Below are 13,164 nucleotides of genomic sequence, written 5' to 3' on the forward strand. Positions count from 1 at the left end.
AAATATTCTGTTTTCCCTGCGGTTTCCCTTCTGTTTCTGTGTTAGGTTGGGAACAGATAACGTTTTTTGAGTGTAGCTATCCGATTGTAACCAATGGTATTCTGAACACCATTTATAAACCCTACCTCAGAAATAGTATGAAAACAGAAATCTCAACATCCCAAAAGAAAAGTTTCTTTCGAAAGAAACCTTTGTATCTGTTTGAACAGGATATAAAGAAAAATGAATTACGAAAAGTTTTAGGCAAATGGAGCTTGACGGCAATTGGTATAGGTGCTGTAATTGGAGGAGGTATCTTCGTTTTTACAGGAACCGCGGCACACTATCATGCAGGTCCGGCATTGGCTCTGTCGTTTGTGATTGCAGGCATTGGCTGTGTGTTTGCAGCTCTATGTTACAGTGAATTTGCCTCCATGCTGCCAGTTGAGGGTTCTGCCTATGCGTATGCTTACGGGACTGTTGGCGAACTATTTGCCTGGGTTATTGGGTGGGGCCTGGTACTTGAATATGCTATGGGTGCTATGACAGTGGCTGTGAGCTGGTCTGGCTATTTTGTAAAACTCGTTCACCTTCTTGGGTTTGACATTCCGTTTTGGTTACGGAATGATCCTTTTTCAGCCAATATATATGCTCAGCAGGCAGGACTGGAAAAACCGATGTTTGCCCTGAACTTACCCGCTTTGTTGATTGTATGGGTTGTGACCTATATTCTGGTGAAAGGAATTAAAGAAGCTGCCGGCGCTAACAATCTGATTGTGGTTTTGAAGGTCACTGCTGTTCTTTTTGTCATTATAGTAGGTATATTTTATGTTGTTCCCAGCAACTGGCATCCATTTATACCGGAAGCTACTGTTATTACTGGTGAAGATGGTACACCACGTCAGGCCTATGGATGGGGTGGTATAGTAAGTGGTGCATCTGCTATCTTCTTTGCATACATAGGTTTTGATGCGGTTTCAACTCAAGCCAGTGAAGCCGTTAATCCCAGGAAAGATATTCCTTTTGCTATCATTGTATCCTTAATCTTTTGCACAGTTCTTTACCTGCTGGTTTCCATTGTCCTGACAGGAATGATCAACTACAAGGAAATAGTGGGAGAAGCGTTAAAAGCACCAGTAGCCTATGCTTTTGATAAAGTTGGGCAAACGTGGGCTGTATATATTATTACATTTGCTGCCACAGCCGGATTGATTTCTGTGATGTTGGTGATGATGCTTGGTCAAACCCGGGTTTTTCTTAGTATGTCAAAAGATGGTTTATTGCCTTCATTTTTTCATTCGATTCATCCCAGATTCAAAACTCCCTGGAAAAGCACCTTACTGGTAGGGTTGATTGTCTCTTTGGTTGCTGCTTTGACACCCATTGATGTATTAGGAGAAATGACCAGTTTTGGTACTTTGTTCGCCTTTGCCATTGTATGTATCGCTGTCTGGTTATTACGTAAACGTGAGCCAGAGCGTGAACGTCCGTTCAGAGTTCCAGCCATCAATATCATAGCTCCTTTGGGATTGATCCTAAATACGATATTAATCTGGCAATTGAGTGCTTTATCAAAGCAGTTGGCTATTGGATGGCTTCTTTTAGGATTGATTATTTATTTTGGTTACGGACGCAAAAATAGCCATTTGAATAAGATTGAACTAAATGATTAGGTATTAGTCCAGAAAACGAGCTTTTAATTCAGGAGTAGGTATCATACAGCTTTCCTTTTGTCCGAACCATTTGTATCGGTTTCTGGCAATTAGTCTGTATCCCCAGTCGCGTATAGGTTTAGGAATTATAATTAGCCAGTAAAGCCATGACCAGATTCCCTTTAGTTTTTGGGCTAGTCTGAGAGCTGCTGTGGATTCTGTATAAAATCGTTCGCCAACCACTAACACCAGGGAATCAAATTGTTGTGTCGACAAATTGAATTTTTGAAGTAACGTTTGTCCTGTTTGAGATTGAAGAGAGGTGAATGTAAGCTGTGAGTTAGGTTTTTCATGATCCAGAATAAACTGAACAGCTCCATTGCATAGATTACAGACTCCATCAAATAGAAGTATTTCCTGATTAATAGTTAGAGAGCAGATATCAGTCGAAGCAGATTTTACAAGCGAGTCCATAGCAGAATAAGTAAAATGAAAATCCTGTAATATAAAAAAGCGTAATAAGAGATCTCTTATTACGCTTTTTTATAGGTAACGTATTCTATAGGTTTTTAGTTTTATGATCGCATTATTTAGCTGATCTGCTGTTGATGTCAAGGTAATCGCGCTTGGGATGACCTACATACACCTGACGTGGACGTCCTATTGGTTCTTTGGTTTCACGCATTTCTTTCCATTGAGCAATCCAGCCCGGTAAGCGGCCTAACGCAAACATAACAGTAAACATGTTGGTTGGGATACCCAAAGCACGATAAATGATTCCGGAATAGAAATCAACATTCGGATACAACTTGCGCTCAACAAAGTATGGATCTGTTAAAGCTGCTTCTTCCAACTGTTTGGCAATTTCCAAAACCGGATCATTAATACCCAATGAACTTAATACTTTGTCTGCAGCCTTTTTAATTATTTTAGCTCTTGGATCAAAGTTTTTGTAAACTCTGTGCCCAAAACCGAATAGACGGAAACCTGTTGTCTTAGCATTTTTTGCCATTTCAACATATTTTTTAACATCACCACCATCTGCTTTAATCTCTTCCAGCATTTCAATTACTTCCTGGTTAGCACCACCATGTAATGGTCCCCACAATGCATTGATACCTGCAGAAATAGAAGAATATAGACTTGCATGAGATGAACCAACCAGTCTTACTGTTGAGGTAGAACAGTTTTGTTCGTGATCTGCATGTAGAATTAAAAGTGTATTAAGCGCGTCTTCAATTACAGGATTAACTATATACTCTTCTACAGGTAATGCAAACATCATATGCATAAAGTTTGCACAATAGCTTAACCGGTTTTGAGGGTAGTTAACAGGATGTCCCATATGGTTTTTGTAAGCCCATGCAGCAATAGTTGGTAACTTTGCCATAAGCCGTACAATCGAAAGCCGCTCTTGTTCCGCTGTGACACTTCCCATAGATTCCGGATAAAACGCAGTCAAAGAACAAACCAATGCTGATAAAATTCCCATTGGGTGAGCATTTACCGGAAATCCATCGAAGATCTTACGCATATCTTCGTTTACTAGTGTATGAACTTTGATCTCATTAGTAAATGACTCAAGTTCTTTTTGGGTGGGAAGTTCACCATAAATAAGCAGATAAGCTACTTCCAGAAATGAAGATTGCTCGGCTAATTGTTCAATAGGATATCCACGATACCGAAGAATTCCTTCCTCGCCATCCAGAAATGTAATCGCACTTTTAGTAGCTCCAGTATTTTTATAGCCACTATCCAACGTAATAAATCCACTTTGGTCGCGGAGTTTCTGAATATCCAGAGCTTTTTCGTGTTCAGAGCCTTCCACTACAGGGAGTTGGTAAGTGCTGCCGTTCACGTGTAATTCTGCAACGTTTGACATAAATGTATTTAGCTAAGCAGTTAAAAAGAAAAACAATTTGTATGGAAAATATACGGCTAACAAGACTGTTGACATGCCAAATGTAAGGCAAAAAACAATATCTTATGCAATTAAAACCATACAAATCACTACCTGTAGCTAAAAAAAAGAGCGTAGAAACTGTTGTAATAATGAAAGGTTACCTTTTAATTATACAAATTGAAGCTTTGACGCTATAATTGTTAAAACATAGCTGGAAGAGGTTATTTTTTTGTGAGATTGAAAATCAGTTGGTTATTTTACAATTGGATCTTTAAAGCATTCTATTGTTTCAGATTATACCTTTACGAATAGCAAATTGTATAAGCGCATTAGAATTAGGACTACTTGTCTTTTCGAAGATATTGCGTTTATGTGTTGTAACGGTGTGGAATGAAAGGTTGAGGCGACAGGCAATTTGTTTGCTGCTCAATCCCTGGGCTACTAAATAAATAATTTCTTTTTCACGATTGCTTAGACGAATGTTTTCTTGCTTAAGAGATTTTTCAGGAAGGGTCAATATTTTTTGATCTCCATTTTCATCGGTCATAGTGGCTGTTACCCGGTTGTCAGACTTAAGGTGTGATATGTCTGATATAAACCAGATACCATATTCTGGATTTCCGGTTACATCTAATTGTAGCACAATGTCTTGTCGTAGCATCTGGATAAAAGATTCATTGTTTTTCTTAAACCTGAATGAAAAACTGCTACAACCATTGATTTTTCTTGTTTGAGATAAGCTCTGAGACATTTCTTTCTGTAAAGCCTGCAGTGTCCGTAAGGCATACAGGTCATCCGGATGAACAAAATTCAGAAAGTGAGTAAAAGGCAGGTCGGTATATAGGTTTTCATGATAGCCTGTTACCTTCTCAATACTTCCACCTGCACATATAATTTTACTTTGGGCGTGGTTTATCAGAAAGTAACAGCAAATTTCCCTGTTAATTAGAAAATGAGTCCAGGTTTTAAACTGAAAGACATTTGGAATACAAGATACTGGTTCTCTAAGTGGGGTGACTTCATATTCAACTCCCAGGCTGGCTTTTGCAGGCCGGAATTTTGTAGATAGCATAAACGTGAAGATGAGGGTGGTTTACAGAGAATCATACTGTTATAGGGGCTGGTTTTGTTGATAAGTTGCTCATTAAAAGACGGTTATTAGTCTTTAATTAATGAAACTGACTATATGTAAACATGCAACAATTTAGAAATAAATAATTATTTTACTTAATAAGATATACAGGGTGTTTTTACCCTTTATTTACCGTATTTTCCCCGTTTTATAATGAGGAAATACTCAGGATTTATTGTAGAGGAAGAAACCAGTGGTTGGTAACAGTAGGGAGTAGTGAGGCAAAAGGGCAAAGTAGAATCGTATATAAATCAAAATCCCCGCCATTTGGCGGGGATTTTGATTATTTCTTCTTTTGAGTATTCATTTTCTTCACTTCTTTCAGCACCTTTTTATTTTCATTTTCGAGCTTACGTTTTACTTTCTTGACATCTTCGGCGGCGGGAAGGCTTTCCGGAGTAATCCCTCTTTCTTCCAGCATTTTGCGAATAGCCTGATTGTTATCAACATGTTCTTTTACAATATCATTTTCACCATGTAAATCTTTCTCTACGACATTGTAACTTGTTAGCTCAATGGCAAAGTCTTTTGCCTTAATAGTTAAGGTAGGAAGAAAGTCTGCCAAAGGCCTGTTATCCGGGACATTTAGCTTTTTCTTCATTTCCTGAGTACTATACCCTCCAAAAAATGCTTTATCTCCTTCAGATCTAATATTGGAAAAGCCTTTATCATCCACATTTCTTTCATATAAGATGCCTGAAAGCTTTTTCTCGGATTTGGAAAGTTTATCCCGTGCGGCAACTCTCGAAATATCCAGTAGCCGTTGTTCTATAATTTCTTGTTTACGGGTCTGGACTGCATAGTACGTTTGTGCAAAGGCAATTTCGCTTTTGCTTGAATCTCCATTTTGGGTTACAAGGTAACAACCATATCGGGTTAAGGCAATATCTTCAAATGGAATAGTTTCACCAATTTCGTTTGTGGTGGTTCGTTCCACATTAACAAAATGGTTTGTGACTAATTCACCTGAGTTTTCACACGCATTTTTTGCCTTTTCTACTGTTTTTAAAAATATATTCCAGTCTTTATATCCAAATAGTTCCTGTAACTCCCGTGCGCTCCAGCATTCAATACCATGGATTTCCCTGCTTGCTGCTTCAAACTTTTCAAACAATTCGCGGATAAGTTCCTGTTTCATAGTGATTCTGAGTAAAAAGAAACGATTTATTTCAAAGAGAATTTGTACCAGTTCAATAAAGTTCGGAAAGATATTCTTTTTTATAAACTAAATTCCAAATTTCCTGTGGATTATTCTTCTGGTAACGTTTTTAAACCATCCCTGCCACTTTCCAAAGATTCTTTTTGTAAGAACACTTCTACAAGGTTTTTCACTACGATGATAATAAGAATAAGGGGTAATAGAATAGCTCCGGTTTTAAACCCAGCACCTGTATGTGCATACGTTCCTCCCGAAAACTGAATTATGGTCTGAATCAGTATATAGGTAGTACCCGCCAATAGTATTCCCATTATAAATCTGGCTGTACCCAAAGAAAAATAATGTTTGATTAGCCAGGTTAGGAGTAAGGTCAAAGAGGAGAGAAGCACTACTGTACCTAAAGCCCTGGGGAATGTTTTGAGATAAGAGTATTTATATATCCATACACCTATTTTTCCCAGAAGGTTGGGGTGTGCCAGAAGCCAGGCATCAAGGATTATAAGAATCAGTAATAAGCTATAAAAAATGAATTGGTTTCTCATGGTTTGAAGTTGATAGGATAGTTTTACTAAACGGTTTTAGAGGTTAAAAGTATACAATAATTTCACTTTCTACCCAATGAATGGTTACGAGTAGGAGGGCTTGATACACTAACAGTTTAGGAACCAGTTAGTTATTTTAAGATTGTATCAATTTGACAAACTACTTATATACTTATGGGCAGATGTATCTGCGTAACTTTATGGAGCTTTTGCTTTATAGTTACATGTGCTTTTTCTCAGGATGTGATTTATACCAGTAATGGTTCTGTGATTACTGGGAAGATTACCGGACTTGATGGTGACAAAATTAAATATGCAATGCCTAAAAATCCAGGGCCTGCTTATTCTATTGATGTAACAGATGTTTTGGTAGCATTTAACCAGAATGGAAATGTAATTACCTTCCCAATAAAAGATGGAAAATCCGAGATAACAGGTTTTCTAAATCCACCCTCTCACAAATCACATGACATTCTTGTGAAGATGGATAACAGTGTGATAGAGTGTGAGAATGTTTCTTTGGGAAAGAAAGATGTTCGTTTTCAGAAACTAGATGCCAAGAAGGGAAAAGAAGAAAAAATATCACGGGAAGATGTGGCTGTTATATTGTATAAAGATGGCCACCATGAATTTGGTGTTAATCCGGCACAAGCTACTGTTCCTATTCGAATGGCTAAGACTCAGATTGATCAGTTGACTGGAGTAGGCCAAAATATACATCTTAAAGAAGAGGCTAATGCCAATAAAGGAGAATCTACCCGGACTACCACAACAGACACCCATGATGAGATGGCTTTTCCTGGTGGTCCAGAGGAGTTTGAAAGCTTTCGGCAGAAGGCTATTTCAAAGGTCGACGAGTTTGGGAGATATATTGCCACTATAGTAGATCCTCGTACACCAGCCGACCAATCCAACTCAACCATTGATCTGGCATTTACCTTGTTTGTCAATGCAGATGTACGAGTTGAGGTTTCAAATGTGAATACAGGATCAAAAAACAAGTACAAAATTAAAGACTATTTGAAGAGACTGAAACTAAAGGGTGCAGATTATCAGGAAGTGGATGTATCGTATGCTGATATCGGATATGCTTCTGAGTTCATTAAAGGTCCGGATGGAAACTATTATGGGGTGGTATCATTTGTACAGACTTTTAAGGGCTTCGTAGATGGAAAAGTAGTTTATGGTGACATCACGCAACGTAATATAACAGTTATATTAAAGCTGTACGAAAAAGTAGTGGAAGGACAGGGAAAGAAAATGTGGGATGTATTTCTGGCTGATGTAGGGATTATAGAAACACGCAAGTTATAAAGGAGGTCTATTCAGTTGTAGATTGGTTTTGTGTAAATTTAGGCTAACTTACAAGGAGACTCTTTAATCTCCCTGTTCTGTTATGACATTGGTTAGTACTGAAAATTTATCTATAGATACTTCTTTACAAGAAAGACAAAGGCTACTGTCACTAGACTTCATGCGTGGATTTATTATGGTCCTGCTTATGTTGGAAGGCTCTCGTTTGTTTGATCATCTGCTGGAGTGGCAATCTGAGGGGTTATTTCACAATTTTATGCTGCAATTCACTCACCATCCCTGGCATGGACTGCGATTTTGGGATTTGATTCAACCAGGGTTTATGTTTATTGCAGGCACAGCACTTGCTTTTTCCATAGATGCACAACAAAGAAAAAGAATTAAATGGAAATCCTCTTTTTATAAAGTTGTAAAGAGATCCGGATGGTTATTTTTCTGGGGTGTCCTAGACTATGCTGTCAGGCCTTCGGGTTTGTCCTTTGAATTGTGGGATGTATTGACACAATTGTCATTCACAACTATTGTAACCTTCCTTGTTATCCAATGGCCTGTAATGTATCAATTGGCGCTAAGTGCAGCTATCCTACTGCTGACAGAGTTCCTGTATCGGTTTACCAACATACCAGGTTTTGACCAGCCATTTACGGATCAGCATAACTTTGGTAATTATGTGGATTTGCTTTTGATGAATAAAATAAACACAGGTGGATGGGTTGCTATCAATTGCATTCCGACAACTGTCCATACTTTATGGGGAGCAATGGCTGGTCGGGTTTTGCTATCAACTGAAAGTGATCATACTAAGATCAAAAAAATACTTGCAGGTGGAGTAATTGCTTTATGTATCGGCATCCTATTAGATTATACCACTACACCTGTTATTAAGCGTATTGCGACAAGTTCATTTGTTTGTGTATCTGGAGGATATTGCCTGATTGGTCTGGCGTTCTTGTATTGGTGGATTGATATATTAAAACATAGACGTTTTATATCTTTCTTTCTGATTGTTGGAATGAACTCTCTATTTATTTACCTTTTCTTTGAAATTGTGGGTAGTCGCTGGTTTAATGGCTATATAGAAGCAATTGTTGAAGGACTGATTGGACATATTTCAGGTATTACTTCTGTATTTTTAGGAATTATTGCCTCTATAGTTATATTTTTACTTGAGTGGAAAATGTGTCAGTTTCTCTATCGAAAGCACATATTTTTTAAAATTTAAAGGGATATACATAGCTGGTGATGCAGTGTGATCAGAGATTGCCTTTATAAGCTCACTCAAATTTTTTTCAAATGATCAATTGAAAATTCTGCTGCTTTAATCTGGGTCGGATCTACAAACCAGATACAGGTAATTATATCACTCTCAATGTTTTTTACAATCATTTCAGGACACGGGAAAGCTTCGCAATCATATATGAGCTTGACCTTATTTCCTACCTCAAATTTCTGTATCTGATTTCTTCTGATTTTGAGATGTTTTAGCAAACTTAATGCTGATGATGGCGCCTGTACCGGTCCACTTAATGAGTGTAAGTTTAAAGTGATTTTTATCGGTCTATGGATGGTGTATATGTATTCCATAATGTGGTAGTTAAAGGATGTAAAGAGGGACTTGGTATATTAGTTTTTACCCTTTACTGTATGTAAACAATATATAGATAATTTTTTTGATGTAGTATATGTTGATAAAAAAATAGGAGGTAACAGGAAAGCTATTGGGAAGGAAGGAGTTTACAGGCTGAAAAAATAGAGACGAAATAACTTCCATTCCCATAGGTAACAAAGAATTTAAAATTGAATGAAGAGTAGGATAGAAGGGATCGTTTTCTTGAAATTATGTATTTATATTTATTAATTTATATAGTATAAATATGTTAATTTATATCTTTATATAAAAATCTCACTATTAAGAGGAAAGAAAAAAGCCCAGAAATGGGCTTAACATGGTTTTATAGAAAATAGTAGGAGAGTAGTTAGGTGACTTACTTTCCAATACAGAACTTAGAAAATATATTGGAAAGTAGATCATCAGTTGTAATCTCGCCTGTTATCTGACCTAAATAGAATAAAGCTTGTCGGATATCCATTGCCAGCAAGTCCCCTGTAATCCCTTGTGAGAGACTTGACAATGCTTGTGAAAGAGAATCCTGTGCAAGCTTAAGGTTTTGGTAATGGCGTAGATTCGTAACAATAGTATCTGAAGCTTTATAGGCTTTTGTATGAATACTCCTGGTAAGAAGTTGTTTTAGTTCTTCGATTCCCTCTCCTGTAGTTGCAGATATGTAATGGACTGGCAGTGTAAACGTACTATGCTTCTGATCTGCTTTATTACCTACAAGCAAATATGGAATAGATAAATCGTTTATCTCTGTTAGTTCCTCTTCTAAATCGATTTGTGTTGTTTGTGATACATCAAATAAATAGATGATAATAGAGGCTTGCTTGAGCTTTTCCTTTGTTCTTTGGACTCCAATAGCTTCCACTGTATCTGTCGTGTTACGTAAACCTGCGGTATCAATGAATCTGAACCGTATTCCTTCAATGTGTATTTCATCTTCTATAAAGTCTCGTGTTGTTCCTGGAATATCAGAAACTATTGCTTTCTCCTCATTCAATAATGCATTTAGGAGGGTTGATTTACCTGCATTCGGTTTTCCTGCTATAACAGTAGGGACTCCATTCTTTATTACATTACCCATTTGAAAAGAATCGGTAAGCTTAGTTATTGTTGCTAATAACTCCTGTAATAGCTTCTGTAAATCGTCTCTATTGGCAAATTCTACATCTTCTTCACCAAAGTCTAATTCTAGTTCAATTAGAGAGGCAAAGTGTATTAATTGTTCTCTTAACGCTGCTATTTTTTTTGAGAAACCTCCTCGCATTTGATTTAATGCTGCATGATGTGAGGCTTCTGAGTCGGAATGAATAAGGTCTGCGATTGCTTCTGCTTGCGTTAAATCAAATTGACCGTTTATGAATGCTCTTTTAGTAAACTCCCCCGCTTCTGCTAATCTGGCTCCGTTTCTTATAAGTGCTTTAATGATTTTTTGAATGATAAATTCTGAACCATGACAGGAAATTTCGACGATATTTTCTTTCGTAAAGGATGTCGGTTCCTTGAAAACTGATATCAGAACTTCATCCAGAATTTCACCATTTTCTTGTAATGATCCATAATGGATTGTGTGTGAAGGTTGTTGACTAAGATCTTTCCCTTTAAATAGTGAATTTGTAATGGTGATAGCTTCTTTCCCTGATAAACGAATAACTGCAATGGCAGAAATACCGGGAGCTGTTGATAAAGCTACTATTGTATCTGTACGCATGTATATATGTTTAGTATTTAGTTACTATATAAATTAGTAATTTAATGAAAAAATATACTAAATATATTAGCAATAAAATTTCTTATAATTTACTAAAAATAGTAGTATAATAAGATGATCTAAAGTTAATAGTATTAGTATTTATATATAAGTCTGTTAGTAAACCTATAAAACCATCATAACAAACTTGTGAAAAGTTATAAAAACGAACCTGGGAAGAATAGGGAAGGAGTTCCTTCTCCCAAAAAGGCTCTTTAGCAACAACAAAAGGAAGCAAAAGAGCCAAATACTCGTAAAATTTAGTGGGAATTCTGTTTACTGTAGCCTCATTAACCTGATAGGGCAACAAACCTATATCAGCATTTTGAATATATCTAATAATATCCTGATGCCCAACATAGCGATCTATTCCAACTAAAGAAATAAAATTACATCCAGATACTTCTTCCACTAATCGCTTCCGAACAGATAACTGGCCAGCAAAACCAACAATAGTCAACTCAAAACGAGGATCTATTGAGTGGAGGTACTTTACTAAAGCTATAGCATTAAATATTCCATATGATTCAGCTATAGTTCCAGAATAAAGGAGACGATAGATACCCCGGCGGGGCCGAACAAGCACATCAGAAACCAAAGCAAATTTGTTTTCAATGATCCTAAACTTACTTCTTACAAAAGGCAATTCTTCTTTATAGGCGCGCTCAGCAATCCAATACTCATCAATGAAGGGGCGGGTCACTTGTTCGACAAAACGAACGCTATGAGCTAGAATATGCCTAACGAACGCCCTATAAGTGTTCGCGAACATTACGTTTGCGTAATAATTCTCCAATACATCATACACTAATAAAGAACCAAATATTATTTTGTAAGCACAGCTAACTATCAGAATATCAGGAGAGTTAACTATAACTACCTCAGGTTTTAGTTGAATAAGCTTTCTAAAGAAAGATATAGGAGCCAAAAATCTCCGCCCAGACAAACGTTCGAAATTAAATAACTCATGAAAAGCTATGTTTTTAGATCGAACACCCTTTTTTCCCAAAGAACCTACGATATGAATCTCATGTTTGTGACAAGCTAACAACCCAAGTCCCAGCTTTTCATACATTCGATGATCATCTACTGGTCTCAACACAGAACCAATCACAATTCTCCTTTTTGTATCTAATCTCATATATTCATAATCACTTACTAAATACTTAGTATTTTACTAAACAGTAAAAACTAAACTAAAAAATAAGCGAATCTAACGATAAGCTATATTTTTGCGGGAAGTTAAGCAGATATTTTACTTCTCTGAAACGAATCAACCCTAATTTATCAAATGGAAATCAAACAACTTATCGAAAGTGCCTGGCTAAACAGAGAACTTCTCCAACAACACGAGACACAAGTAGCAATTAGAACAATTATAGAAGAACTCGACAAAGGTATTCGTAGAGTAGCAGAACCTCAGGAAAATGGAAACTGGATCGTAAATGACTGGGTAAAAAAAGCAGTTATTCTATACTTTCCACTTCAACAAATGAAAGAAATAGAAGTTGGTCCATATGAGTATCACGACAAAATGGAGCTAAAAAGAGGTTACAAAGAATTAGGTGTTCGTGTAGTACCTCCGGCAGTAGCCAGATATGGAGCCTATATCAGCAAAGGAGTTATTCTGATGCCATCCTATGTAAATATTGGAGCATATGTTGATGAAGGAACGATGGTTGATACATGGGCTACAGTTGGAAGTTGTGCTCAAATAGGTAAAAACGTTCATTTAAGTGGGGGAGTAGGTATCGGGGGAGTCCTTGAACCTGTTCAGGCAGCTCCTGTAATCATTGAAGATGGTGCTTTTATAGGGTCTCGTTGTATTGTAGTTGAAGGAACACGTGTTCGCAAAGAAGCAGTACTGGGAGCAGGGGTAACGCTAACAGGTAGTTCTAAAATTATTGATGTAACAGGTCCGGAACCCATTACTTACGTTGGAGAAGTTCCGGAAAGAGCGGTTGTTATACCAGGTAGTTATACCAAAAAGTTCCCGGCAGGGGAGTATCAGGTTCCATGTGCCCTTATTATCGGACGCAGAAAAGCCAGTACAGATCTTAAAACATCCCTAAATGATGCCCTCCGAGAAAATAATGTAAGTGTATAAAAAATAAT

11 protein-coding genes are annotated in these 13,164 nt (G+C 37.1%); 4 read left to right on the forward strand and 7 right to left on the reverse strand.

All coding sequences use genetic code 11. The annotated features are described in order from the left end of the window. Window positions 1–137: 137 nt before the first annotated feature. The gene (locus QNI22_RS04385; protein WP_314509412.1) at window positions 138–1,652 is read left to right on the forward strand and encodes an APC family permease; all 1,515 of its coding nucleotides are present in this window, start codon (window positions 138–140) and stop codon (window positions 1,650–1,652) included. Between the two features lie 3 nt (window positions 1,653–1,655). On the opposite strand, the gene QNI22_RS04390 is transcribed toward QNI22_RS04385, so the two are convergent. The 5 genes from QNI22_RS04390 to QNI22_RS04410 all read right to left on the reverse strand — a co-directional run bounded on the left by QNI22_RS04390 (window position 1,656) and on the right by QNI22_RS04410 (window position 6,367). Further along, window positions 1,656–2,105 carry a thiol-disulfide oxidoreductase DCC family protein gene (locus QNI22_RS04390; protein WP_314509413.1) on the reverse strand — a complete coding sequence of 150 codons (450 nt, stop codon included), beginning with the start codon at window positions 2,103–2,105 and terminating at the stop codon, window positions 1,656–1,658. 112 nt (window positions 2,106–2,217) lie between these two features. After that, window positions 2,218–3,513: a citrate synthase gene (locus QNI22_RS04395; RefSeq protein ID WP_314509414.1), complete on the reverse strand. Its 1,296-nt coding sequence runs from the start codon at window positions 3,511–3,513 to the stop codon at window positions 2,218–2,220. A gap of 310 nt (window positions 3,514–3,823) precedes the next feature. Beyond that, a complete protein-coding gene (locus tag QNI22_RS04400) occupies window positions 3,824–4,606 on the reverse strand; it encodes a response regulator transcription factor (RefSeq protein WP_314509415.1) in 783 nt (260 codons plus the stop codon). Between the two features lie 343 nt (window positions 4,607–4,949). Continuing rightward, window positions 4,950–5,804: a DNA damage-inducible protein D gene (dinD, locus tag QNI22_RS04405; protein ID WP_314509416.1), complete on the reverse strand. Its 855-nt coding sequence runs from the start codon at window positions 5,802–5,804 to the stop codon at window positions 4,950–4,952. A gap of 110 nt (window positions 5,805–5,914) precedes the next feature. Continuing rightward, the gene (locus QNI22_RS04410; protein ID WP_314509417.1) at window positions 5,915–6,367 is read right to left on the reverse strand and encodes a hypothetical protein; all 453 of its coding nucleotides are present in this window, start codon (window positions 6,365–6,367) and stop codon (window positions 5,915–5,917) included. Window positions 6,368–6,541: 174 nt separating this feature from the next. Here QNI22_RS04410 and QNI22_RS04415 point away from each other — a divergent pair, with 174 nt between their 5' ends. Beyond that, window positions 6,542–7,681 (forward strand): hypothetical protein, encoded by a 1,140-nt coding sequence (locus tag QNI22_RS04415; RefSeq protein ID WP_314509418.1) that lies wholly within the window; start codon window positions 6,542–6,544, stop codon window positions 7,679–7,681. A gap of 82 nt (window positions 7,682–7,763) precedes the next feature. After that, window positions 7,764–8,903, forward strand: a complete 1,140-nt coding sequence (locus QNI22_RS04420) for an acyltransferase family protein (RefSeq protein WP_314509419.1) — start codon at window positions 7,764–7,766, stop codon at window positions 8,901–8,903. 763 nt (window positions 8,904–9,666) lie between these two features. Here QNI22_RS04420 and mnmE read toward each other — a convergent pair. Continuing rightward, window positions 9,667–11,010 carry a tRNA uridine-5-carboxymethylaminomethyl(34) synthesis GTPase MnmE gene (gene mnmE, locus QNI22_RS04425; RefSeq protein ID WP_314509420.1) on the reverse strand — a complete coding sequence of 448 codons (1,344 nt, stop codon included), beginning with the start codon at window positions 11,008–11,010 and terminating at the stop codon, window positions 9,667–9,669. Between the two features lie 82 nt (window positions 11,011–11,092). After that, the gene (locus QNI22_RS04430; protein WP_314509421.1) at window positions 11,093–12,190 is read right to left on the reverse strand and encodes a glycosyltransferase family protein; all 1,098 of its coding nucleotides are present in this window, start codon (window positions 12,188–12,190) and stop codon (window positions 11,093–11,095) included. A gap of 150 nt (window positions 12,191–12,340) precedes the next feature. On the opposite strand from QNI22_RS04430, the gene QNI22_RS04435 reads away from it, so the two are divergent. Beyond that, window positions 12,341–13,156 (forward strand): 2,3,4,5-tetrahydropyridine-2,6-dicarboxylate N-succinyltransferase, encoded by an 816-nt coding sequence (locus QNI22_RS04435; protein ID WP_313984620.1) that lies wholly within the window; start codon window positions 12,341–12,343, stop codon window positions 13,154–13,156. The last annotated feature ends 8 nt before the right edge of the window (window positions 13,157–13,164 follow it).

The sequence above is a fragment of the Xanthocytophaga agilis genome (assembly GCF_030068605.1).
Taxonomy (GTDB): domain Bacteria; phylum Bacteroidota; class Bacteroidia; order Cytophagales; family 172606-1; genus Xanthocytophaga; species Xanthocytophaga agilis.